This is a genomic window from Bacteroides faecichinchillae JCM 17102, assembly GCF_000614145.1.
Classification (GTDB): domain Bacteria; phylum Bacteroidota; class Bacteroidia; order Bacteroidales; family Bacteroidaceae; genus Bacteroides; species Bacteroides faecichinchillae.
This window is the reverse complement of sequence record NZ_BAKK01000033.1, coordinates 25,431-50,358: the sequence shown is the minus strand read 5'-3', so window position 1 is coordinate 50,358 and position 24,928 is coordinate 25,431. Positions and strand designations below refer to the sequence as shown.

At 38.4% G+C, this 24,928-nt stretch carries 16 protein-coding genes, 1 other RNA gene and 3 pseudogenes; 7 read left to right on the top strand and 13 right to left on the bottom strand.

The genetic code is table 11. The annotated features are described in order from the left end of the window. Window positions 1–554: 554 nt before the first annotated feature. The 6 genes and pseudogenes from JCM17102_RS15345 to JCM17102_RS15320 form a co-directional block, all read right to left on the bottom strand. Entirely contained in the window at window positions 555–956 is a 402-nt protein-coding gene (locus tag JCM17102_RS15345) for a hypothetical protein (RefSeq protein WP_025075807.1), read from the bottom strand. A gap of 76 nt (window positions 957–1,032) precedes the next feature. After that, window positions 1,033–1,659, bottom strand: coding sequence for a murein L,D-transpeptidase catalytic domain-containing protein (locus tag JCM17102_RS15340; protein WP_033886938.1), 627 nt, complete (start codon window positions 1,657–1,659; stop codon window positions 1,033–1,035). 117 nt (window positions 1,660–1,776) lie between these two features. Then, window positions 1,777–2,636 (bottom strand): annotated as a pseudogene (locus JCM17102_RS27910) (sigma-70 family RNA polymerase sigma factor). Between the two features lie 183 nt (window positions 2,637–2,819). After that, window positions 2,820–4,364, bottom strand: coding sequence for a trypsin-like peptidase domain-containing protein (locus JCM17102_RS15330; protein WP_025075805.1), 1,545 nt, complete (start codon window positions 4,362–4,364; stop codon window positions 2,820–2,822). Window positions 4,365–4,583: 219 nt separating this feature from the next. Continuing rightward, window positions 4,584–5,735: a dipeptide epimerase gene (locus tag JCM17102_RS15325; RefSeq protein WP_025075804.1), complete on the bottom strand. Its 1,152-nt coding sequence runs from the start codon at window positions 5,733–5,735 to the stop codon at window positions 4,584–4,586. A gap of 91 nt (window positions 5,736–5,826) precedes the next feature. Next, window positions 5,827–6,807, bottom strand: coding sequence for a C40 family peptidase (locus JCM17102_RS15320; protein ID WP_025075803.1), 981 nt, complete (start codon window positions 6,805–6,807; stop codon window positions 5,827–5,829). 99 nt (window positions 6,808–6,906) lie between these two features. Here JCM17102_RS15320 and rnpB point away from each other — a divergent pair. Further along, an RNA gene (gene rnpB, locus JCM17102_RS29120) (RNase P RNA component class A) lies at window positions 6,907–7,274 on the top strand. Between the two features lie 40 nt (window positions 7,275–7,314). On the opposite strand, the gene JCM17102_RS15315 is transcribed toward rnpB, so the two are convergent. Beyond that, window positions 7,315–9,258: a glycoside hydrolase family 127 protein gene (locus JCM17102_RS15315; protein WP_025075802.1), complete on the bottom strand. Its 1,944-nt coding sequence runs from the start codon at window positions 9,256–9,258 to the stop codon at window positions 7,315–7,317. Between the two features lie 275 nt (window positions 9,259–9,533). Between JCM17102_RS15315 and JCM17102_RS15310 the strand changes: the two genes are divergently transcribed. After that, on the top strand, window positions 9,534–10,853 hold the full coding sequence (locus JCM17102_RS15310; RefSeq protein WP_025075801.1) for a YihY/virulence factor BrkB family protein: 1,320 nt from the start codon (window positions 9,534–9,536) through the stop codon (window positions 10,851–10,853). A 59-nt stretch (window positions 10,854–10,912) separates the two neighbouring features. Beyond that, window positions 10,913–14,240 (top strand): annotated as a pseudogene (locus JCM17102_RS27905) (S41 family peptidase). 621 nt (window positions 14,241–14,861) lie between these two features. Here JCM17102_RS27905 and JCM17102_RS15295 read toward each other — a convergent pair. Together JCM17102_RS15295 and JCM17102_RS15290 are read right to left on the bottom strand one after the other, a co-directional pair. After that, window positions 14,862–15,407 (bottom strand): nitroreductase family protein, encoded by a 546-nt coding sequence (locus JCM17102_RS15295; protein WP_025075800.1) that lies wholly within the window; start codon window positions 15,405–15,407, stop codon window positions 14,862–14,864. 35 nt (window positions 15,408–15,442) lie between these two features. Further along, complete coding sequence (locus JCM17102_RS15290; protein WP_025075799.1) at window positions 15,443–16,045, bottom strand: riboflavin synthase; 603 nt, start codon at window positions 16,043–16,045, stop codon at window positions 15,443–15,445. 223 nt (window positions 16,046–16,268) lie between these two features. Between JCM17102_RS15290 and JCM17102_RS15285 the strand changes: the two genes are divergently transcribed. Beyond that, entirely contained in the window at window positions 16,269–17,267 is a 999-nt protein-coding gene (locus tag JCM17102_RS15285; protein ID WP_025075798.1) for a sensor histidine kinase, read from the top strand. Next, complete coding sequence (locus JCM17102_RS15280) at window positions 17,264–17,950, top strand: LytR/AlgR family response regulator transcription factor (protein ID WP_025075797.1); 687 nt, start codon at window positions 17,264–17,266, stop codon at window positions 17,948–17,950. Before JCM17102_RS15285 ends, JCM17102_RS15280 begins: the two co-directional genes overlap by 4 nt. A gap of 470 nt (window positions 17,951–18,420) precedes the next feature. Here JCM17102_RS15280 and phoU read toward each other — a convergent pair whose 3' ends face one another. From phoU to pstC, 4 genes and pseudogenes are all read right to left on the bottom strand, one after another. Further along, window positions 18,421–19,110 carry a phosphate signaling complex protein PhoU gene (gene phoU, locus JCM17102_RS15275; RefSeq protein ID WP_025075796.1) on the bottom strand — a complete coding sequence of 230 codons (690 nt, stop codon included), beginning with the start codon at window positions 19,108–19,110 and terminating at the stop codon, window positions 18,421–18,423. A 48-nt stretch (window positions 19,111–19,158) separates the two neighbouring features. Further along, complete coding sequence (gene pstB / locus JCM17102_RS15270) at window positions 19,159–19,917, bottom strand: phosphate ABC transporter ATP-binding protein PstB (RefSeq protein WP_025075795.1); 759 nt, start codon at window positions 19,915–19,917, stop codon at window positions 19,159–19,161. Between the two features lie 9 nt (window positions 19,918–19,926). Beyond that, window positions 19,927–20,801, bottom strand: a pseudogene (gene pstA, locus JCM17102_RS27900) (phosphate ABC transporter permease PstA). 1 nt (window position 20,802) lies between these two features. Further along, complete coding sequence (pstC, locus tag JCM17102_RS15260) at window positions 20,803–21,999, bottom strand: phosphate ABC transporter permease subunit PstC (protein ID WP_025075794.1); 1,197 nt, start codon at window positions 21,997–21,999, stop codon at window positions 20,803–20,805. A gap of 175 nt (window positions 22,000–22,174) precedes the next feature. Between pstC and JCM17102_RS15255 the strand changes: the two genes are divergently transcribed. Beyond that, window positions 22,175–22,987 carry a PstS family phosphate ABC transporter substrate-binding protein gene (locus JCM17102_RS15255; protein ID WP_025075793.1) on the top strand — a complete coding sequence of 271 codons (813 nt, stop codon included), beginning with the start codon at window positions 22,175–22,177 and terminating at the stop codon, window positions 22,985–22,987. Between the two features lie 49 nt (window positions 22,988–23,036). Then, window positions 23,037–24,776 carry a glutamine--tRNA ligase/YqeY domain fusion protein gene (locus tag JCM17102_RS15250; RefSeq protein WP_025075792.1) on the top strand — a complete coding sequence of 580 codons (1,740 nt, stop codon included), beginning with the start codon at window positions 23,037–23,039 and terminating at the stop codon, window positions 24,774–24,776. Window positions 24,777–24,928 lie beyond the last annotated feature (152 nt).

Sequence of the window (24,928 nt, the reverse complement as noted above, 5' to 3'; positions counted from 1 at the left end):
AACGTGACTTCTGTCCGTCGCTTTCAAAGCAAAAGCGGATGCAAAGATAAGGACTTTTTTATTTAACTTCCAAACTTTTCCTAAAGTTTTTTATTTTATTTTTGAAAACCTTATTTTCTAACAGAATGTCAATCATTACGCCTTGTTACTCTTGCAAAGCGGGTGCAAAAGTATAGACTTTACATATAACTTCCAAATATATCTAACACTTTTTTCTAAAGTTTTTTTGCAAGTTTACTATAAATCATTGATTAACAGTTGTATTATATATCATTTTTATAGTATAATAAATACAAAAGCTAATCATACATAGTCACTACTATACAAGCATAACATAGCTATCACCATATACACACATAATATAGTATAGAAAAGCTTTATATTAAAATAGTATGAACTACCCACTCCCTAAATTGAAAAGGGATAACTTTTCATCATCATTCACATGGCAGTCAATAAAAGAAATAATCAGGAATACAATAGCAGTTACTAAAGGTATAAAAAATAAGAGATGCAAATCTGCATCTCTTATTTTTTATATTAACGATCATCTTTTATTCTTCAGGCTTTTTGAAACTAAACTTATCAAGTTCTATTTTCTGTACCACCACATTCTTAGATTTTCGATATTTTCCAAGAATTTTACTTGCTTCCTTCTCCAACTTATTTAAATTATCTGAGAAATAGATCATACAAGTACTATTCGGTTGCAATGAATTAAATTCCAGATAATTTTTTAATTGATAACTATACTGATCACGACGAGGAAGAAACCCATCCTTACCAAGTTTCACACTATCCAATTTTTGAATTTCAGTAAAATAAACAATCGTATCTGTGAATGATGCACCCACTCCAAATGCATACACAGATTTTCCATGATCTTTTTTCATTGAAAAGGCAGAGCACACAGCAAACACCACTGTTACCGCAAATAGTATTTTTACAAATCTCATATTCTATAATTTTTATGGTGACAAAGATAACAAAAAAGAAGAAATTTCCTCTATTTATCTACAAGAAATAGCATTTCTACTCAAATATCCATAACAATAAAGGTTTCTTTGCCACCTTAAGTAGCTTATCTACCTCTTTCATCACACAATCACAAATCACAGGACACCCTTCACTTATTCCCAAAGCAAGATAGGAAGGATATACTTCTTCAGCTGGTACAGGAGTATATGAATGTAACACAACATAACGTTTAAAAGCATTGCTATTTGTCTTTTCCAGTCCATGCAACTTATAATGTACATTTATACCCCACTTACTATACGATCGTACACCTACTTTATATTTCCCCAAAGAAGAGCAATGACTTCCCTCCACATTACTATAAACAGGTTTATCTACAGTACTTTTCATACCATATCCATGCGCGCAAAGACTTGCACACTTCACTGAATCTCCTTTAAAATCCCATATAAAAAAACGATACTTACCCGAATGAATACTAAAATCCACCAAGAAGCAATAATTGATATCAAATCCCTTTTCCTCACAATACACCTTAGCCTCAACCGCCCTTTCTTTCAAGCGTTTTTCTACATCAGACGATACAGATATAGGTTCCACACCTTTCACATAAGCCGCAGAACCAATTTCCAAAATCAAGAAAACAAAAATAAGCCTAATTATAATCTTCATAAAATCCATAGTATAAGACAATCTTGACAAAGATATAAATAAAAAGCCACATAAGTACTTCTTCAAACGAAGAATGAACTTATGCAGCTTAAATTCTTTTTTCTTTTAGAAACTGATATTCCTTACTTATCCCAAGTAAGATTTGAGCAATTTACTACGATTACTTTGTCTTAGTCTTCTAATTGCTTTTTCTTTAATCTGACGAACGCGCTCACGTGTGAGACCAAACTTATCGCCGATTTCTTCCAATGTCATTTCTTGTTGTCCGATACCGAAAAACATCTGAATGATTTCTTTTTCCCTATCGGTTAACGTAGAAAGAGCTCTATCAATTTCCCTCGCAAGAGACTCATTTACCAGAGAACGGTCCGCCATAGGCGAATCATCGTTTACCAGCACATCCAGCAAACTGTTATCCTCTCCTTCCACAAAAGGTGCATCCACCGAAATATGACGGCCGGATACCTTTAATGTATCAGAGATTTTATCAACAGGGATTTCCAGTTCATCTGCCAGCTCCTCAGGAGACGGACGCCGTTCATTTTCTTGTTCGAACTTAGAGAAGGCCTTACTGATCTTATTCAGAGAACCGACTTGATTCAAAGGAAGACGAACGATACGCGACTGCTCTGCTAATGCTTGCAGAATAGACTGACGAATCCACCATACAGCGTAACTGATAAATTTAAATCCACGTGTTTCATCAAACTTTTCGGCAGCTTTAATCAGTCCTAAATTGCCCTCATTAATTAAGTCAGGCAAACTCAAACCTTGGTTCTGGTACTGCTTAGCTACAGATACGACGAAACGAAGATTGGCACGTGTCAATTTCTCCAACGCCACACGGTCACCTTTACGAATACGCTGAGCGAGCTCCACCTCTTCTTCGACAGTAATAAGTCTTCACGACCGATTTCCTGCAAATACTTGTCAAGAGAAGCGCTCTCTCTGTTAGTGATACTTTTGGTAATCTTTAGTTGTCTCATTCCTTAAAAACAGATTTGGTGTGCAAAGTTACGACAATTTATTTGTTAATAAGCAAACTATACGCAACTTTTTCACTATATTTTTCAACTATTGAAACAAAAAGGATGTCAACAAGTTGATTGCCGACATCCTTTTTTCTAATTCATTAGCTTATCTTACAATCTTATGACCTAACTGAAAAACTATTCTTGTGTCAAATCTACTGCAAAATATCCGCGTTTACCTGAAGGGAATACACCAGTCAGGAACAATACCTGGTTTGGAGATTTCACAGCAGCTTTCATTACTTCTTCCAGATCACTGACTTTACGCATTGGTTGATCGTTTGCTTTCAGAATAATGAAACCTTTACGGACTCCGGCATCATCCATCTTACCAGAAGAAACACCCGTCACTTGCAGACCATAGCCCAAGTTCAATTGTTTTTTCAAATCATCCGGTAATTCTTTGAAAGCAGCACCCAGAATTTCCATGCCAGCTTCTTTCACTATCTTAGTAGTACCTTGTTCATTCTTCAAAGTAACATCAACAGATTTTTCTTTCTTGTCACGAATCAACTTCACAGTTACTTTATCACCCGGACGATGTTTAGCAATAGCTTCCTGCAAGTCAGCCATATTCTTCACCTTCTTATTATCCAGACCGATAATTACATCATCTACTTTTATGTCAGCTCCAGCAGCAGAACCACCATCAACGATCTCTCTAACCCATACACCTTCAACTACACCTAGTTCTTTAGCCTTATCACCCAGTGTCTTACCAGATTTATCGATCGGCTGTTTATCATCCATCAGACTGCTACCGATAGGAGCACCACTAATACCAAGTAATGCACGCTGTACAGTTCCATATTGTTTCAAGTCAGCGATAACTTTAGTCATAATACTGGTTGGAATAGCAAAACCATATCCAGCATAAGCTCCTGTTGGTGAAGAAAGTACTGAGTTAATACCCACTAATTCACCTTTGGCATTTACCAAAGCCCCACCACTATTACCTTGATTAATAGCAGCATCCGTTTGAATAAAAGATTCAATACCCTTATTGTATACTCCCAAAGAACGAGCCTTTGCACTTACGATACCGGCAGTTACAGTAGAGTTAAGATTGAATGGATTACCTACTGCCAATACCCACTCTCCTACTTTCAGTGCCTCAGAGTCACCTACCGGAATAGTAGGCAAATCATCACCTTCCACTTTTACCAATGCAAGGTCAGTACTTGGATCGGTACCAATGATCCGTCCTTTATACTCACGATTATCATTCAACTTCACGATAATTTCATCAGCTCCTTCAATTACATGATTATTCGTTACGATATATCCGTCTTTGGAAATAATGACTCCAGAACCAAATCCTACACGAGGCTGAGATTGTATCTGACGCTGCTGTCTTCCACCGCCACCAAATATATCTCCAAATATTTCAGCAAAAGGATCACGCACATCTACCGTTTGAGTTTTAGCTTCTTGAGTAGATCTTATATGTACGACAGCATGAAGTGAATTTTCTGCAGCTTGTGTCAGATCAACCGGCTGAGCATTAATTGCATCAAAAGCAGCCAATTTCACATTAGGATTCTGCTGAAAAATCTCATTAAATGAGGTTTCTTTGGCAGAATCGTTAGATTGCAACAATTTGTAAGTTGTCAATCCTGCAACTCCTGAGCTAAGAAGAACAATTGCTCCTATTCCCAGAATGTTTTTTGTTGTCTGTTTCATGATTTATAAATCTTTAAAATGTTAATATTCGACATAGTTTTAACTTTTACGACGTTAAAATAATAACAAAATCCGTTCACTTATTTCACTTGTCACTCTTTTTTGTCCTCTTTTAACAGAGAATATTTAGAGCTTAACAGCGCTTAACGACAACACCTGACAAATTTACATTCATTGTATGACAGCCATCTTTAACACTCTGACATTCATTCCGTAAGACTAGAGTCTGACAACTCCGATCCCCGGCAAATCATTCAATGTAATCTTCCCCTTTACTACTTCAACACCTTTGAAACGGTCGTTAGAGATAAGCAGATGGCCATCCAGATCAGCAAAATCAACCAATGGAGAAAATTGCGCTGCTGCAGATATAGCACATGACGTTTCTGTCATACACCCTACCATTACCCGCATCCCAAGTGCATGTGCCAAAGTTACCATCTTCCAGGCTTCTCGCATTCCTGCACATTTCATCAACTTTATATTAATCCCTGTAAATACACCTTTCAAAGCTGCGACATCTCCCAACCGTTGCAATGATTCATCAGCAAACACAGGCAACGGACTATGCTGTGTCACCCAAGCTATGTCATCCAACTGCTCCTTCGGCATAGGTTGTTCTATCATCACAATCCCTTTCTCTTTCAACCAATGAATCATATCAAGTGCATATTGGCGATCTTTCCATCCCTGATTTGCATCTATTGCTATCGGAAGATTGGTCACAGAACGAATGGTTTCTATCATTTCCTTATCATTATCCCGCCCCAGTTTCACCTTTAATATATTAAACTGATCTGCGCACTCTTTTGTTTTCGCACGCACTACATCCGGTGTATCAATACCAATCGTATAAGTAGTAGATGGCGCTTTTTCTTTATTCAGCCCCCATATTTTATACCAAGGAGCTCCCAGCAGTTTTCCTACCAGATCATGAAGAGCAATATCCACCGCCGCTTTGGCAGCTGTATCACCTGGGGACAAGCTATCAATGTATGACAAAATGTCTTCTAACTGAAAAGGATCGTTGAACTGTTCCAGATTCACTTTCTTTAAAAAGTTCATAACCGACTCTACCGTCTGCCCCAAATAAGGAGGCATAGAAGCTTCTCCGTATCCTGTTATCCCTTCATATTCTATTTCGACCTGCACGTCTGGTGTAGTAGTTCGCGAATAAGTAGCTACTGTGAATACATGCCTCAATTTCAACTCATATGGAAAATAAGTCATTTTCATTTTTCCTCCTATCCCTTTTCTATTAATATTAAAGGTAGAAGGAACAGACCCTCCGGCCAGTGTCTGACGCACAAATAGTCCGGAACCTAAAGTAACCAAAGCTGCTGTTTTCAAAAAATCTCTTCTATTTTTCATATCATCAATAGAGCATTAAGAACGAACATCAGAAAATGGACTACGAATATGTACAATCACCTCATCAATCCATCATCCAATTTTCCATTATTCAGTTATAATAAGGATTGTGATCTGTCGTATTCATTCCTTTTTCCTTATTTATATAAGGTAAGAAACGAACTGCAAAAAGCAATCTTCCTGTATTGAACTCGTCATAGTCACTATCTTTAGGATTAAAACTATTAATATGTACATCACCTAAAGCATGAATAAACTTCCTATTTCCAAGATAAATACCCACGTGTGAGATATCCTCCTTACAATCTACCATAGCCTTTCGACCGAAAAAGACTAAATCTCCTCGTTGCACATTCGTAAAATCAGGATCAATCTCGATGCGCTCCCCCACATACGCTTGCTGTGATGCATCCCGAGGAATAATAATATCATGCATAAAAAGAACTGTACGTACCAACCCACTGCAATCTACTCCTTTTGAAGAAGTTCCTGCCCACAGATACGGAATACCTATCATAGAATAAGCAGTTTGAATTATACTTTCCACATCCTGTTTTAACGAAGCTCTCCATTCAGATTCACGCTTTGATATAGACTTAGACAAATAAGCCTGCCGACCATCCGGATAAGAAACCTTATAAAAATGTCCCTTGTTTCCCTCCCATTTCAAACGATTACCTGCTACTACATCCGACACAACCTGCGAATGTTCATTCGGTTTCTCATATGCAAAACCATAATGAGAAGTCACCACCACCTTTTCCGCACGATTCCACCTATCATATTTCTCTCTAGACATAGGAGTAATCACCATACGATGCACCCATCCGGTATAATCATCCGGCGTTTGAATCTCATACCATCCTGTATATTGCCGTACTTTCACTGGCATACCCAGTAAGGCCTGTGTACTCATTCCCGAAGTAAATTTACCTTCCTCACGCAAGTTACAAACAGAAATATGAACTACTCCATAAGCTGAATCCGCTGATATAGGCTGTATCTCCTGAGCTTCCAAGCCCGTTGCCATAAATGCCAGTAAACAAGCAAATAAAAATATTATTTTCTTCATTGAATCAATCATTTAATGAAAGCAAAGGTAGAAATTATTTCTATTTATGTCACATTCTTTGGCTAAAACAAAATAAATGACGTATTTTTGCAATCTAAAGCAGTTAGCCGGTTTGTCGCGTGTACGTTTCGTACAGGAGGAAAGTCCGGGCAACATAGAGCATCCTACTTCCTAACAGAAAGCTGTCCGTGAGGGTAGAGTAACGTAGAAGAAAATAACCGCCACTCCTTTCGAGGATAGGTAAGGGTGAGAAGGTGGAGTAAGAGCCCACCAGCCGCATGGCAACATGTCGGGCTGTACGTCTTAGGAGTTGTAAGGTCATGTAAACCGGCGTTATGAGAGCTGCTCGCTCCATGTCGGAGGGTAGACCGCTAAAGTGGTGTGGTGACACGTCACTCAGATAAATGACAGACACCTTAATTATTTATATTAAGGTACAGAACTCGGCTTATAGGCTAACTGCTTTTTCTTTAAATTACAATAATTCTTTCCGAGAATAACTTCCTACTATTTATTATACGGAACATACGCTTTATTCATCACATTCAAAGTTTCCGGTATCCACACTCGATAGCGAATATCCTCTGACCAAGTATTTCCAGCTGAAGCAAAATCACAAAAATGAACTTGCTTAGGTTGTTTACCCTCTCCCTCAAGATCTGTTCCTAGAACAAGTGGTACCGTATATGACATCCAGTTCCAGTCCTTCTTTGCCTCCACAGGAATTAAGTCTACATAATTTCCCTCATGCACTACGACTTGTGCCGTTTGATCTACAAAACCATCATCGAAGCGACTGTCACGTGCCAAGACAACAGGACCTTTAACAACTGCAACATGATTATCCTGACGAATCAGCCTTCCTCTCACATCAAGGTTTAGAGTTATCACATCTCCTTTTTTCCACCTACGGGTAATCTTATAGTACGTTCCCGGAACTATATCACTCATTTCTTGCTCGTTTACTTTTATAGTATTCTTCTTGCTCCAAGAAGGTATACGCAAAACCACAGAAAATGTTTCGGGTTTGTCAGAATCGATTTTTATGCAAGTTTCTCCTTCCTGAGGATAATTTGTTTCCTGAACGATCCTTACCTTTTTATTGGAAGCCAAAAGAATTTCCACATTTGAATCTGTGTATAGATTTACAAAAATCGCTTTTCTATCAGAAGATTGCATGAATGCAAATTGCGGCAAAAGCGCAAAAGCCCTTGGACCATTCGCATTACAACAGTTTATATGCATTCCACATTGTTCTTCTCCGGGATTTCGCTGACCTTCAAGAGGGCTATACTTTGCTATTTGCGAAGCATCATTTTTCATAGAAGCAAGCATCGAATTATAAGCCGTAATTTCCATTTGATCAGCATAGTACGGATTTCCGGTCAATCTCAACAACGTCTGGCATAGTTTCATCCACGTCATAGTTACACATGTTTCCATGGTATGGTAGGTTGGAACAGTTTGAAGATTTTTCCCATGATACCAACACTCAAATGCACTTCCTGATCCTGCTATATTTATCTCCGTATCCGCAATACTTCTGACTGTTTTCTCTACTGCATTCAAATACAAGGAATCATTTGTCAATTTATAAATTTCGAGTAATCCCTCATAGCAAGACATCATCTCATAAGCCTTCTGACCATTTTTTGTACCGAACCAAGTCTCATTCATAGAAGAAGGATGCGGAAATCTGTCACCAACCGGAATCTCTTCCATAGCTTTACTTATTAATTTAGGACCAGCAGCAGTCTCCCACTGGGCTACAATATACTTTGCAAATTCAAGATATCGTACATCCCCTGTTCTGCGATACAAGAAAACAATAGGTTCCAAAACACTACTGCTAGCCATTCCATAATAATTACCGGTAGATACAATATCAACTTTATCTGGTCCAATTTGTGTCATCAAGTGATCCGCAGCTTTCTTACATGCAGAAAGTACTTTTTTATCTCCGGTTAAGTCATAATAAGCCAAAAGTCCCAGCATGGAGTATTTTCGTCCCCAAATATCCCATTGTTGGAGTTGTGCATCTGGAGAATAATTTCCAATATAACCATCAGGAGATTGTGATTCAATTAATCCCGTCACACCTTTCTGAATAGAATCCAATAATGCCGGATTTTGAGTATATCTATATGACAGGACAGCTCCCAACAGCCATTTACCTAAAAATTCACTTTGCCAACGATAAGTTTCTGTCTTATGATAAAAAGGAGTAATCAGATGATTTACATCCTGCCCCATTACCCGTTTATCAATACAAGCATTAATTTTCTCTCCCATATAGTCCCCTATCTTGACCGAAGAAGGATTTCCATCAATCAGCAAATCGGCAACAACGGTCTTAACCACATTCGACTGCGCCAACAATTCCGATGAAAATAAATATGGGACAGGATTTATTCCTAATAAAACAATCAAAATAAGGATATGTGCCTTCATAATATTCAATGATATTTAAATCGATTCTACTAAATTTTCCTACCTAATAAGAATGATTGGAAACAATCAATTCATAGAAACTGTTTATTATTTAACAATCCCTAAAAATCTGATTTACAATCACATTAAAAATATTATTATGGAAACAAAATTAATAAACTTATATGAAAAGTCCAAACTATCAAGTAGGAATTTTCTGATGTGCAACATTAGTATTCACATTTAATTGTTATCTTTGTCCGTATTTCATTTATAAAAACATCTCATCAGAAAGAATGAAAAAGAGAATCACTGATATATGGAAATTCCTTACGTATGACATTTGGCGCATTACGGAAGACGAAGTGACCAGAACTAAATTTTCGCTCTATAACATTATTAAAACCATCTATCTTTGCATCAACCGTTTCACTAAAGACCGATTGGTAAATAAAGCATCGGCACTGACATATAGCACTCTTTTAGCAATTGTCCCTATCTTAGCGATCCTGTTTGCTGTAGCACGCGGTTTCGGTTTTGATAACCTAATGGAACATCAATTCCGCAACGGATTCGGTGGTAATATAGAAACAACAGAAGCCATTCTTTCATTCGTAAATTCCTATTTATCACAAACCAAAGGAGGTATTTTCATTGGAGTAGGTTTAGTTATGTTGTTATGGACTGTTATCAATCTGGTTAGTAATATAGAAATCACCTTCAACCGGATTTGGGAAATAAAGAAAACACGTTCCATGTATCGTAAGATTACTGACTACTTCTCCATGTTCTTACTCATGCCTATTTTGATCGTCGTATCCGGAGGTCTTTCCATATTCATGAGTACCATACTGAAGCAAATGGCAGACTTCGTACTCCTCGCTCCTGTCTTAAAATTCTTGATTCGTCTTATTCCTTTTGTCTTAACTTGGCTTATGTTTACCGGACTATATATCTTTATGCCTAACACAAAAGTGAAGTTCAAGCATGCACTTATCTCCGGTATTTTGGCAGGTACAGCCTATCAAGCATTCCAGTTCCTTTATATCAACAGCCAGCTATGGGTATCGAAATACAATGCTATTTATGGTAGTTTTGCCGCCTTACCAATGTTCCTATTATGGTTGCAAATCTCCTGGACCATCTGTTTATTTGGTGCGGAACTTACTTACGCCGGTCAGAATATTCGAAATTTCAGTTTCGACCAAGACACCCGTAATATCAGCCGGCGTTATCGTGATTTCATTTCTATTCTCATCATGTCTCTTATTGCTAAGCGCTTTGAGTACAACAAACCGCCATATACAGCCGCCGAGATTTCGGAAGAACACCAAATTCCAATCCGGCTGACGAATCAGGTACTCTATCAGTTACAAGAGATTGAGCTGATCCATGAAGTGGTATCTGACGAAAAAAGCCAAGATATTGCTTACCAACCATCCATGGATATTAACCAACTGAACGTAGCGATACTGCTTGATCGTCTCGACACATATGGCTCCGAAAACTTCAAAATCGATAAAGATGAAGAGTTTAGTGACGAATGGAAGGTATTAACCGAATCTAGAGAAGAATACTATAAAAAAGCTAGCAAAGTACTATTAAAGGATCTGTAGCATAACAGGTACAGAATGAAAAAAGAAATTATGAAAACACAATTATAACAATCGAAAAAATGAAAAAATTACTATTAAGCGCACTTGCTCTGTGCATTGCGGGCACAATTGCCGCACAAGAATCTCCTTTGTGGATGCGTTATTGTACAATCTCTCCGGATGGAACTACCATTGCGTTCACTTATAAAGGAGATATCTATACAGTACCATCAACTGGAGGACAAGCTACACAAATCACAACAAATCCTGCCTATGACACTACTCCTATATGGAGTCCTGACGGAAAACAAATTGCTTTTGCTTCCGACCGTATGGGAAGTATGGATGTGTTCATCGTATCAAGCGAAGGAGGAACTCCCCAACGACTGACAACCTATTCAGGTAGTGAAAAACCTATCGCATTTAAAGACGCTACACATCTTTTATTCACTACATACCTCATGCCTGCTGCTGAAGATGCCGGATTTCCCTCGGGGCAGTTTCAACAGATCTATGAAGTTGCCACGACAGGAGGACGTCCCGTAATGTTCTCTTCTATGCCTATGGAAAGCATTTCCATCAACAAAGACGGAGTTATGCTTTATCATGATAAAAAGGATACGAAGACTACTGGCGTAAACATCATGTATCTCCTATTGCCCGGGATGTTTGGATGTATACCCCCAATGCAACTCCCGCCTATCAGAAACAAACCACTTTCGGCGGTGAAGATCGTGAACCGGTTTGGGCTCCCGACGGAGAATCTTTCTATTATTTAAGTGAAGAAAAAGGTTCTTTCAACATTTTCCAACGCACCCCCGGAGCTACGACTTCCAAACAAATCACCTCTCATAGTAAACACCCTGTACGCTTTCTGAGTGTAGCCGATAACAACAAATTATGTTATGGTTACGATGGTGAGATTTACACACTTCTCCCCGGTAAACAACCACAGAAAGTCAAAGTTTCCATTCTGGCAGATAAGAATGACAAAGACATTATCCGCCAAATCAGCTCATACGGTGCTACGGATATTGCTATCTCTCCCCAAGGAAAGGAAGTTGCATTTATTCTGCGAGGCGATGTATATGTCACCTCCATTGAATATAGAACTACAAAACAAATTACCAATACTCCGGAACAAGAACGTAACATAGACTTTGCTCCTGACGGACGTACCCTCGTTTATTCTTCAGAACGCAATGGTCTCTGGCAACTATACACTTCAACTATCGTACGTGAAGATGAAAAACAATTCACTTATGCTACTGAATTAAAGGAAGAGCGACTGACTAATTCCGATGTTGCCTCTTTCCAACCTAAATATAGTCCTGACGGCAAAGAAATCGCCTTCCTTGAAAATCGTACCGCTATCCGCATTATCAACTTGAAAAGTAAAGCCGTACGTACTGTAATGGATGCCAAATACCAATATTCTTATGCCGACGGCGACCAATGGTTCCAATGGAGCCCGATAGCAAATGGCTTCTTTCCGGCTTTATCGGTACAGGCGGCTGGAATAATAAAGATGTTGTCTTACTGAACGCAGACGGAAAAAGTGAAATGGTCAATCTAACCGAAAGCGGTTATAGCGACGGGAATGCCAAATGGGTATTAGGCGGCAAAGCAATGATATGGAACAGCGATCGCTCCGGCTATCGCAGCCATGGAAGTTGGGGAAGTGAAGATGATACTTACATCATGTTCTTTGATGCAGATACCTACAACCGATTCACACTGAACAAAGAAGATTTGACACTACTTGAAGAAGCGGATAAGATTGAAAAACAAAAACAAGAAAAAGAGAAGGCTGAGAAAGAGAAAGCCGAGAAAGAAAAAGCGGAAAAAGAGAAAAAGAAAGATGCAAAGAATAAAAAAGAAGATAAGAAAGAGAGCGATAAAAAAGGAAGTGACAAAAAAGAAGATTCAGACAAGAAAGAGGAAGGAAAATCATTAACTTTTGATCTGGACAATCGTTTCGACCGTATTGTTCGTTTAACAGTCAATTCTTCACGCCTTGGCGATGCTGTTCTGTCTCCCAAAGGCGATAAACTTTACTATCTGGCTGCTTTCGAAAGTGGCTATGACCTCTGGGAACATAACTTAAAAGAAAACTCTACCAGAATTCTCATCAAAGGTGTTGGCGGTGGCAGACTAATACCGGACAAAGAAGGCAACAATCTTTTCATGTGCAGCAATGGAGGACTTAAAAAAATAGAACTTGGCGGAAACAGAGTTACTTCAATCAATTTCGAAGCTTTCTTCAATTATCGCCCATACGAAGAACGTTCCTATATTTTCGACCATGTTTATCAGCAAATGAATGATAAACTCTATGTAGCAGACCTTCAAGGAGTAGACTGGAAAGGATATAAAAAGGCATATCAACGATTCCTGCCTCATATCAACAACAATTATGACTTCACGGAAATGTTAAGTGAACTACTCGGTGAAATGAACGCCTCTCATACCGGAGCACGTTATGGAGCTCCGAACTACGCACTCCCTACAGCTGCTTTAGGATTATTTTATGATGAATCGTATGATGGTGCGGGACTAAAAATCAAGGAAATAATAGCACAAAGTCCTTTCACTAAGAAAAAGACAAATGTAAAAGAAGGCTGTATCATCGAAAAAATAGACGGAGTGACCATTGAAGCCAATAAAGATTACTTCCCACTATTCGAAGGCAAAGTTGGTCGTAAAGTAATACTTACTGTATATGACCCTACTACTAAAAAACGTTTTGAAGAAACCATTAAAGCGATCAGCTACAATGAACAAAATGAATTGCTTTATAAACGTTGGGTAAAACGTTGTGCACAGAAAGTTGAAGAACTTTCCGGTGGCCGCATTGCATACGTACATTTAAAAGGAATGGATAGTCAAAGTTTCCGTAATATGTACTCCGAGTTATTGGGACGTTACCGTAACAAGGAAGCGGTCATAGTAGATACCCGTCACAATGGTGGAGGATGGCTTCATGATGATGTTGTCACCTTGCTTAATGGCAAAGAGTACCAACGCTTTGTTCCACGAGGACAATACATAGGCAGTGATCCTTTCAACAAATGGACGAAAATTTCGTGTATGCTGACTTGTGAAGACAACTATAGTAATGCTCATGGCACTCCATACGTATACAAAACATTAGGAATCGGCAAGTTAATCGGTACTCCAATAGCAGGAACGATGACTGCTGTATGGTGGGAACAGCAAATAGATCCATCTATTGTATTCGGTATTCCTCAAGTAGGATGTATGGATATGCAAGGTAAATACCTCGAAAATCAGACTCTTCAACCCGATATCCTTGTCTACAATGAACCGGAAGCCAGTTTGAAAGGTGAAGATGCCCAACTTAAGGCAGCCGTAGAGCATCTTTTGAAGGAATTGCCTAAAAAGTAATAAACCGGGAAATAAGAAAAATATTTCAATTACTAACATTAAAGAGCCAAGCTTTCCGATCGGGGAACTTGGCTCTTTGTTTTTATTTAATAATCAGGCTCATACGTATAGAAAAGCATCACTCAATCCTGATAAACATATACATTCCCCTCTTGAATGATATAATAGATAAGTTATGATCCATTCATATAAAACTTCTTTTCCTTTAATAGAAAAGTTATTTTCTATTGGGAACAAACTATAAATGCAAGTTCTGATTGTATAAACAAAACTTGCGTTTATATAACCAGAAGTTCCATTTATATAAACGAAACTTGCATTTATAGATTCTTCTCTAACTTAAAGAAGTTTGTTATTAAAGGAAAATAAGTTTAGTATTAATACATAGGAACTTATCTATTAATACTTTGGAAGCAAAGTTATATAGACTCATACAACATGAAGTGGAACAAATTGAACGGTGATAGGTGATAGATATGGTGATAGGTTAAAAGAACAACCTATCACCCATCAAACAGCGATGGATAAAGCGATACAGAAGATTGGTGATAGGTTGATAGAGAAATTGATGTTTTTTGTTAGGAGGGGGACTGAATAGAGAATACAAACACACAGATAGGTTTAATATCGATTATATGAAATCACCTTCTCTTTAGTTTTCCTCATTTTCTTACGCTTCTCCTTCACCGGATAACCAATCGTTATATCCAGTAATAGACGTTTTGACTCCGGAATGCCAGTCAGTTGCTTGATCTCCTTTTCATCAAACCATCCAAGGATACATGAGCCTAACCCTTCACTTTCGGCAGCCAAAGATATATGAGCAGCAGCAATCCCAATATCAATTAAGGGAAAATGCTTTCCTTTTACCTTTCCACCAAGCAAAGAAGTAATATTGGCAGATTCTTCCACAACCAAAATATGTACAGGAGCGTCTTTGGCAAACTTATTCATCCCAAGTCCGGTTGCTGCCTTACCAACTTTTTGTGCCAACTCATGATCCGTCACTACAACAAACTTCCATGGCTGAGCATTACAAGCAGAAGGAGCCATACGAGCCGCTTCCAATATCCGTTCCAACTTCTCCCGCTCTACCGGACGCTCTATATCATAAGCTCGGTCACTTTGGCGGGAAAGTACCAATTGCAGAAAATCTTTCGATTCCATCATTTATATTAAATCATCTATTTATGTTGAATCGTTTATTTATATTGTATCATTCGGCTGATATATTTGCCAATAATATCAAACTCAATATTTACCACACTGCCAACTGTGAATGTATGGAAATTGGTATGTTCATATGTATAAGGAATGATAGCCACCTGGAAAGTATCATCCGTAGGATTACAAACAGTCAGACTGACGCCATTCACTGTCACCGAACCTTTATCTACAGTAATATAGCCACGTTTCGCCATATCTTTATCGAAAGCATATTTGAAGGTAAAATACCAGCTACCTTCTGCATCCTTGATAGCCACACAAGTGGCAGTCTGATCGACATGTCCCTGAACGATATGTCCGTCTAAACGACCGTTCATCATCATGCTGCGTTCTACATTCACCTTATCTCCCACTTTCAGCAAACCAAGATTCGAACATTCCAAAGTTTCCTTCATTGCAGTTACCGTATAAGTATCTTCTGTCATACTTACCACCGTCAAACATACTCCATTATGAGAAATACTCTGATCGATCTTTAACTCATTTACAAACGAACACTTAAAAGTAAAGTGTATATTCTCCTGGTCTTTCACCAGCGCTACCAAAGTAGCATATTCTTCAACGATTCCAGAAAACATAATATAAATTTTGAATTTTAAACTACATACTATTATTGAAGAGACACATCTTCAATATGCCGTCAAAGATACGAATAAGGAAGGAAGTTGAAAAACATTCTGTTTTTTTTCATATATTGCAACCATTTACTTGTGAAGAAATTCCGGCCGTTCGTTCATTTAATTTTTTAAAAAGAAGAAATTAATAGAGTTTTGTGGTAGGTTTTACTTAAAAAAGAAAATTATGAAAATCAAAAAATCACAATTCACAGTCCGGCACTTAGGAATCATGCTTCCTATACTCGCTTATTATCTTTTCAACGGGATATATACTCTTGTGCTGCCTTTAAGTATGAAAATATATTCTGCAGAGTCATATCTTTTCGCATCACAGACTCTTTCATACCTTTCTTTGCTCTCATTAACCTATTCTTATTTTTGTTGCCATATCTATACAAAGAAAAAAATATGGGGATTCGTAAGTTATACATTCCTCCTTATTATCGTCGGTCTCTTTTATTTTTTGATAAGTAATAAAAATTGGGGAGTCACGATATGGGTTATCTTTCATTATCTCTATTCCTCAATTTCAGGTATTCTACTATATATAGTATACGACTGGTTCCAAAGAAAACAAAAACAAAAAGAACTGGAAAGACAGAATCTTCAAAGTGAACTAAAGTTACTGAAAAATCAGTTGAATCCACATTTCCTTTTTAATACTCTGAATAATATTGATAGCTTGATTTTTTCCAATCCGGAGATGGCCTCAAAATCATTAGTACAGATGTCGGAAATGATGCGGTATATGATCTACGAAACAAATGTGCCCGAAGTAACACTCACACAAGAATTAAAATACATTAGAAATTATCTTGATTTACAACGTTTACAATATGATAATCCCAATTTAGTATCCTTTACATTAGAAGGAATACCAGACAATATTTGCGTCGCCCCTATGTTGTTTATCGCATTTATAGAAAACGCATTCAAACATTGTACAGACAAAAAGACCATTAATGCAATTCAATTACTATTCCAGATTCAGGAATCCAAAATTCATTTCGAAATATCCAACTTGTTCGATCCGACAAAGCAGATTAACAAAGATTCTTCCAGTGGCATTGGACTTAGTATCATAAAACGTCGGCTTGATATTCTTTATCCACATAAGTATGATTTGCAATTCAATCAGAAAAATGGTTACTTTGACGTTTCATTAACAATAAAACTTACATGATCAATTGTATTATCATAGAAGACGCTCCACTAGCCGTAGAGAAATTAAAGAACTTTATAAGCAAAGTACCTTTACTGCATTTAGTGTGCACTTTTGAAAATGGTCTGGAGGCTTTTGACTACCTCCAGACCAATACAATAGATTTATTGTTCCTAGATATTCAAATGGAACAATTTACTGGACTTCAATTATTAAAAGCACTTCATACACGTCCATACATTATTATTGTATCTGCATACGGAGAATATGCCGTACAAGGATTCGAATATGATGTTACCGACTATCTATTGAAACCTTATTCCTTTGAGCGCTTTCTGAAAGCAGTGAACAAAGTACAAGCAGAAATGTCATCCACTTCTATTATTCCATCAATTTCACGAGAATATATCTTTCTTAAAACTGAATATCGGATGGTACGTATAAACTTATGCGACATCTTATATGTGGAAGGAAAAGGAGCTTATCTTCATGTAATTACTGAAACTGCAAGAATCATGACTTTACTCAGTTTTAAGGAAATAGAATCATTGTTGCCTTCCGAACAATTCATACGTATCCATAAATCATATCTGATAGCCATTAATAAGATAGATAACATAGAACGTAATGTTGTAAAAATCGGCAATGTACGTATACCTGTAGGAAAAAGCTATTTGAAAGACTTTTACCAGCGATTGCAATAATCAAGATTTCCAGTCGTATAAAACAAAATTAGACTTCACTCTCCTCCTTTCTCTACACGAACGATAACTCCAATTTTGAATTCCAAACTCATTCTTCAAGTCCGCTCTTTCAAGGAAATAAGGCTGATATAACACAATGAAGAAAGTCTATCGGATACCGTTATACACTAATTGAACAGTTTCAAATAGGTATAAAAAAATAGGGCTTTTCACAAAGCCCTATTTTTCAGTTTTCAATAGGTATTAGTTTTTTTTTAAGGTAAAAAGATTGTTTTCAGGATAACGTTGCAAATATAGGTGCTTTTACTGTTACTCTCCAAATTATAAAACATGTCTTATAACATCTTTTTGAAATTTCTTTGGATTTATTATCATTTACAGCAAAACCCCTGTAACTTGCTCGTTACAGGGAACAAATATATGACTTTTTTTTAAGTAGCACTAATTTTTGTTTAAAAAGTCGCAGAAACTTATTTAATTGGATAATTTTCGTCAGTTTTTCCACTATGTTTTAACACTTTCGCATCAATAAAGAACACAATTTCTTCGGCAATATTGGTAATGTGATCACCAGAACGTTCCAATTTACGGAATACACCAACGAGATCAAGACAAGAATGTATGTTTTCCGGGTGTTTACTGATATAGTCAGCCAATATTTCAGTCACGTTTGCGTTAATATCATCCAATAAGTTGTCTTTGGCAAAAACAGCAGTTGCCAGTTCCAAACTCTCTTCATTTAGAGCACGTTTGGCAAGTTCGAGCATAAATCGTACTTCTGACAACATCTCTTCCAATTTCAGTTGTTTTAGTAAGTCGGGGTCCAAAGCAGGCTCTTTGCATCTCAACACAAAGCGGGCAATCCCTTCTGCAAAATCTCCCAAGCGTTCTAGATTCGTATTAATCTTTAGCATTGCCAACACAAAACGCAGATCAATTGCTACTGGGTTGTACAAAGCAATAATATCCTCCACATCACTATCTATTTTCAACTCAAAAGCATTCACCCGACGTTCGCGAACAATCACTTGTTGTGCCAATTCTTTATCGAGTGTAAGTACAGACTCTCCGGCACGATCGAGCTGGTTATAAACCAACGTCCACATTTCATCGATTTCTTTCTTGAGCAGAACCAATTCCGATTCTATAAACTTTACCATAATTCTGTTTTTCTTTAGGTGTATCACTTATGTATATTTATTCTTCTATCATCCGAAACGCCCTGTGATATAGTTCTGTGTAGCTTCCTTCTCTGGATTCGTAAAGATACGCTTTGTATCTCCAAATTCCACCATTTGTCCCATATAAAAGAAAGCAGTCTTATCACTGATACGTGCTGCCTGTTGCATATTGTGAGTCACGATTACGATGGTATACTCTTTTTTCAACTCATGAATCAACTCTTCTACCTTGGCAGTAGAAATAGGATCGAGGGCTGAAGCAGGTTCATCCATCAACAAAACCGAAGGGGATACTGCCATGGCACGAGCTATGCAAAGGCGTTGTTGCTGACCACCGGATAAAGTAAAAGCCGATTCTTTCAACTTATCTTTCACTTCATCCCAAAGTGCTGCTCCTTTCAAGGTTTCTTCCACTCGCTGACGGATAAAAGCATTATCCTTAACCCCATTGACACGAAGCCCGTATGCAACATTCTCAAAAATACTTTTCGGAAAAGGATTAGGACGCTGAAATACCATTCCTACATTTCTGCGTAGTTCATCTACTTCCACTCTTTTAGAATATATATTCTGCCTGTCAATCAAAATTTCCCCCTCCAGACGGCTACCGGGAATTAAATCATTCATCCGGTTGAAAAGCCGTAGGAAAGTGGACTTTCCACAACCGGAAGGACCAATAAATGCCACTACCGATTTTTCTTCTATTTCCATACTAATGCCCTTCAACGCCTGAAAATCACCATACCAGAAATTCACATCCCGCGTATCTATTTTTATTGTACTCATATCGTTTCGTTAGTTCATTTTTACTCTTTTCTCAAAATATTTTCTCAATGCATTTGCCAGCAGATTGACCAATAAGATGATAACAATCAACACCAAGCAGTGCCATAAGCCAGAGGTAACTGTGCTTCCATATTTGTTCCACTTGTTGATATCACATACAAATGGTAAGGCAATGCCATACATTGATCAAAAATGCTCGTTGGTAAGTGTGGTAAGAAATAGGCAGCGCAAGTGAAAAGAATCGGTGCCGTTTCTCCAGAAATACGCCCCAAGGCAAGAATTAATCCTGTTATAATATTAGGCAAACCCATCGGTAAAATCACATGCCATATAGTCTGTAATTTGGTGGCTCCTAATGCACGACTTCCTTCCCGCATACTGTCAGGTATTGCTTTCAATGCCTCTTCGGTGGTTCGGATCACCAAAGGAACACAAAGCAGTCCCAATGTCAATGAACCAGCAAGGATACTATCTCCAAAACCCATATAATTAACAAACAATGCCATACCGAATAAACCAAATACAATAGAGGGAATGCCGCTTAAGTTATTTGTCATTACACGTATAAAACGTACCAACTTTCCTTTCGGGGCATATTCATTCATATAAATTCCGCTCATCACACCTACCGGGAAAGCAAATAACGCACTTCCCACCATCAGATAGAATGTACCGACAATGGCTGGCCAAATACCTCCTCCCGTCATTCCGTCAGTAGGAGCCGAAGTGATAAACTCCCAACTGATAACCCCGATACCCTTATATATAATAAAGCTGAGAATGGCAAACAAAATAAGAACGATACACAGGCTTAACAAACGGAAAATCCCGAATGCGAACATCTGAGAGCGACGTTTGGCTCTTTTATTACTTTTTATTTCCATACTACTTATTACGTTTTACTCCTTTAGAAGAAATATATTCTACACTAAAGTTGATGATTAAAGTGATAAAGAACAATACCACACCCAACAAGAACAAAGCCTGATAGTGTGGTCCTCCGGCTGGAGCCTCCCCCAACTCGGCTGCAATAGTGGCGGGGATAGTACGAAGTGGTTCAAGAATTGTTGTGGGGATCACCGCAGCATTTCCCGTTACCATTAACACAGCCATTGTCTCACCTATTGCACGCCCAATGCCTAGCACAACTCCTGAAGTGATTCCGGATATAGAATAAGGAATTACAACTTTATAGATAGTCTGCCATTGCGAAGCTCCCAACGCCAAGCTTGCTTCCCTCATCGAACGGGGGCAGTTCCGCATTGCATCTTCTGTGACTGTAATAATAGTTGGTAACGCCATAATTGCCAAAACAATACTCCCTGCCAATCCACTCTCTCCTACCGGTAAATCAAATAGTTTCTGAATTAACGGCACAATCACAATCAATCCGAAAAAGCCATAAACAACGGAAGGAATTCCACTCAGAAGTTCTATTATCGGTTTTAACCAGTTACGCACTCTCGGATTAGCGACCTCCGACAAATAGATAGAAACGGAAAGCCCGAAAGGCAAAGCAAACAGAATGGCAAACAAACTTACCCAAAGCGTACCGGTTATCAGAGGAAGAAATCCGAATTGTGCTGCCGGAGTAGCAGTAGGAAACCATTCAGCTCCGGCAAAAACATCCTTCAACGAAATAGTATTATCCTCGATAAAGTTCACTTTGTCGGGCTGAGTAATAAAACGTTGCGGAACAAATGCTACAATTCCCGGTGTCTTTTCTACCAGTTCGGTTATCTTCGAACCGACATCTTCATACGCCGGTCCAAGTTCTTCTTCCGAATAATACTGAGTAATATCCTCTAAACGAAAAACGCGGATAGGAAGATTTTCCCCACCGAGTTCTTTCCAATTTGTTATCTCTTCATCGAAAACATCTTTTATTTGAGCAGGATTCAGCACACTTACCTTATTACTCTTGTTGAGAGCCAGCACATACCCTTCTTCAATCACCTTGCTTTTGAAGAGCCCAAAGGCCTCAGTGAACAGAAAGAGTATAATCAGAAGGATTGTAATACTAGTTACAAAGCCACTACAAGTCAAAACACCCTCTATAATTTTATCCAGAATCTTCTTCATACCTTAATGATTTCTGATGCAAAGTAAAAGACTCTTTGTTAAGGAAGTGTGACTAACGTTTGAAGGAAGTGTTTCAAACGTGTTACATTTCTGTTACAACTTTCATTAACAAATATATTGCAATACAAATGTAACATCCGATTGTTTTATTTGCATCAGTAAAAAAACGAATAATATGAAATCAAAAGGAATCTTAGTAATTGTTCTTGCTTTTTTATCGCTCACTGCCAATGCACAACGAATCAAAGGAAGTGATACAGTTCTCCCCATTGCCCAGCAAACAGCTGAGCAGTTTATGAAACAACACCCTGACGGTCGCGTAACTGTTACCGGAGGAGGTACAGGAGTCGGAATTTCTGCTTTGATGGATAACACGACCGATATTGCGATGGCTTCACGTCCCATTAAATTCAGTGAGAAAATGAAAATCAAGGAAGCTGGTGAAGAAGTAGAAGAAGTGATCGTTGCCTACGATGCTCTTGCAGTGGTGGTCCATCCTTCGAATCCTGTCAAACAACTGACACGAAAACAACTGGAAGACATCTTCCGCGGAAAAATCACTAATTGGAAACAAGTAGGTGGAGAAGATCAGAAAATCGTAGTTTATTCCCGAGAAACATCCTCCGGAACTTATGAATTTTTCAAAGAAAGTGTTCTCAAAAATAAGAATTACATGGCGGGAAGTCTCTCAATGCCGGCAACCGGAGCCATCATCCAATCTGTTAGTCAAACTAAAGGAGCTATCGGCTATGTGGGATTGGCATACGTATCTCCACGTATCAAAACTCTATCCGTTTCTTACGATGATACTCACTATGCCACTCCGTCGGTAGAGAATGCTACAAACAAATCTTACCCCATTGTTCGTCCTCTCTATTATTACTACAATGTGAAAAATAAAGATCAAGTTGATCCTCTACTTCAGTTCATTCTGTCACCCCAAGGACAAGACATTATAAAAAAGAGTGGTTATATCCCTGTTAAATGAAAAAAATATCCTACTTTTGTAGCCTAATAGACAGTTTATATTTACCGTTATGACAGATATTAAAAACGAAGAAGCAGGTGAAAAGAAAAGCCTGAACTTCATTGAACAGGGAGTAGAAAAGGATTTGAGAGAAGGTAAAAATGGTGGAAAAGTACAGACTCGTTTCCCGCCAGAACCAAACGGATACCTTCATATCGGTCATGCAAAAGCTATTTGCCTTGATTTCGGCATTGCTGAAAAACATGGCGGTGTATGTAATCTTCGTTTCGATGACACAAACCCTACCAAAGAGGATGTAGAATATGTAGAAGCCATCAAAGAAGATATTCAATGGTTAGGCTACAAATGGGGAAACGAATATTACGCTTCCGACTATTTCCAACAATTATGGGACTTTGCCATCCGCCTTATCCAAGAGGGAAAAGCATATATTGACGAACAATCTGCTGAACAGATTGCCCAACAAAAAGGTACTCCTACACAAGCTGGTGTAGAAAGCCCTTACCGTAACCGTCCGATAGAAGAAAGCCTCGAGCTCTTCAAAAAGATGAATACTGGTGAAATAGAAGAAGGTGCAATGGTACTCCGCGCTAAAATAGACATGGCGAATCCGAATATGCACTTCCGCGACCCGATTATCTATCGTGTCGTAAAACATCCGCATCACCGTACTGGTACTACCTGGAAAGCATACCCGATGTATGACTTCGCACATGGACAAAGTGACTTCTTCGAGGGAGTTACTCACTCATTATGTACACTCGAATTCGTCGTACACCGCCCACTTTACGATCTCTTCATCGACTGGTTAAAAGAAGGAAAAGACCTGAACGATAACCGTCCCCGTCAGACTGAGTTCAACAAACTAAACCTCAGCTACACGTTGATGAGTAAACGCAATTTGCTGACTTTGGTCAAAGAAGGTTTGGTTAGTGCTTGGGATGATCCTCGTATGCCGACTATCTGCGGTTTCCGCCGACGTGGTTATTCTCCGGAATCTATCCATAAATTTATTGATAAAATCGGTTATACCACATACGATGCATTAAATGATATCGCATTGCTCGAAAGTTCAGTACGTGAAGACTTGAACAGTCGTGCCATTCGGGTGTCTGCTGTTTTGAATCCGGTGAAACTGGTTATCACCAATTATCCGGAAGGACAAGTAGAACATCTGGAAGCTATCAATAATCCGGAAGATCCGGAATCAGGAAACCACACGATTGAGTTTAGTCGTGAACTGTGGATGGAACGTGAAGATTTCATGGAAGATGCTCCCAAAAAGTATTTCCGTATGACTCCGGGGCAGGAAGTCCGCCTTAAAAATGCCTATATTGTAAAATGTACCGGATGTAAGAAAGACGAGAATGGGGTTGTTACTGAAGTATATTGTGAATATGATCCGAACACTCGTAGCGGTATGCCCGATGCAAACCGTAAAGTGAAAGGTACACTTCATTGGGTTAGTTGCAATCACTGCCTGACAGCCGAAGTACGTCTGTACGATCGTCTCTGGAAAGTAGAGAATCCTCGTGATGAACTAGCTGCTATCCGCGAAGCCAAAAACTGTGATGCACTGGAAGCAATGAAGGAAATTATCAATCCTGATTCACTGAAAGTGTTGCCTAACTGCTATATCGAGAAATTTGCAGCTACCTTACCTGCTCTTTCATATTTGCAGTTCCAACGTATCGGTTATTTCAATGTGGATAAAGATTCAACTCCTGAGAAACTGATATTCAACCGTACAGTTGGTTTGAAAGATACTTGGGGTAAGATTAATAAATAATTAGCCTTTTAGGCTCATCTCAGATATGGAATATGTCACTAAGTGATATTTCACCATTATCAGATGTTGATGACACGGATTACACGGATTATTAAATGATTAATATCCGCGTCCTCCGTGTTATCCGCTTTTGGAAAATTAAATAAAAAAAA

Coding starts and splice junctions, on each gene's coding strand:
- JCM17102_RS15345 (WP_025075807.1), bottom strand. CDS start 956: ATGAGATTTGTAAAAATACTATTTGCGGTAACAGTGGTGTTTGCTGTG.
- JCM17102_RS15340 (WP_033886938.1), bottom strand. CDS start 1,659: ATGGATTTTATGAAGATTATAATTAGGCTTATTTTTGTTTTCTTGATT.
- JCM17102_RS15330 (WP_025075805.1), bottom strand. CDS start 4,364: ATGAAACAGACAACAAAAAACATTCTGGGAATAGGAGCAATTGTTCTT.
- JCM17102_RS15325 (WP_025075804.1), bottom strand. CDS start 5,735: ATGAAAAATAGAAGAGATTTTTTGAAAACAGCAGCTTTGGTTACTTTA.
- JCM17102_RS15320 (WP_025075803.1), bottom strand. CDS start 6,807: ATGAAGAAAATAATATTTTTATTTGCTTGTTTACTGGCATTTATGGCA.
- JCM17102_RS15315 (WP_025075802.1), bottom strand. CDS start 9,258: ATGAAGGCACATATCCTTATTTTGATTGTTTTATTAGGAATAAATCCT.
- JCM17102_RS15310 (WP_025075801.1), top strand. CDS start 9,534: ATGAAAAAGAGAATCACTGATATATGGAAATTCCTTACGTATGACATT.
- JCM17102_RS15295 (WP_025075800.1), bottom strand. CDS start 15,407: ATGGAATCGAAAGATTTTCTGCAATTGGTACTTTCCCGCCAAAGTGAC.
- JCM17102_RS15290 (WP_025075799.1), bottom strand. CDS start 16,045: ATGTTTTCTGGAATCGTTGAAGAATATGCTACTTTGGTAGCGCTGGTG.
- JCM17102_RS15285 (WP_025075798.1), top strand. CDS start 16,269: ATGAAAATCAAAAAATCACAATTCACAGTCCGGCACTTAGGAATCATG.
- JCM17102_RS15280 (WP_025075797.1), top strand. CDS start 17,264: ATGATCAATTGTATTATCATAGAAGACGCTCCACTAGCCGTAGAGAAA.
- phoU (WP_025075796.1), bottom strand. CDS start 19,110: ATGGTAAAGTTTATAGAATCGGAATTGGTTCTGCTCAAGAAAGAAATC.
- pstB (WP_025075795.1), bottom strand. CDS start 19,917: ATGAGTACAATAAAAATAGATACGCGGGATGTGAATTTCTGGTATGGT.
- pstC (WP_025075794.1), bottom strand. CDS start 21,999: ATGAAGAAGATTCTGGATAAAATTATAGAGGGTGTTTTGACTTGTAGT.
- JCM17102_RS15255 (WP_025075793.1), top strand. CDS start 22,175: ATGAAATCAAAAGGAATCTTAGTAATTGTTCTTGCTTTTTTATCGCTC.
- JCM17102_RS15250 (WP_025075792.1), top strand. CDS start 23,037: ATGACAGATATTAAAAACGAAGAAGCAGGTGAAAAGAAAAGCCTGAAC.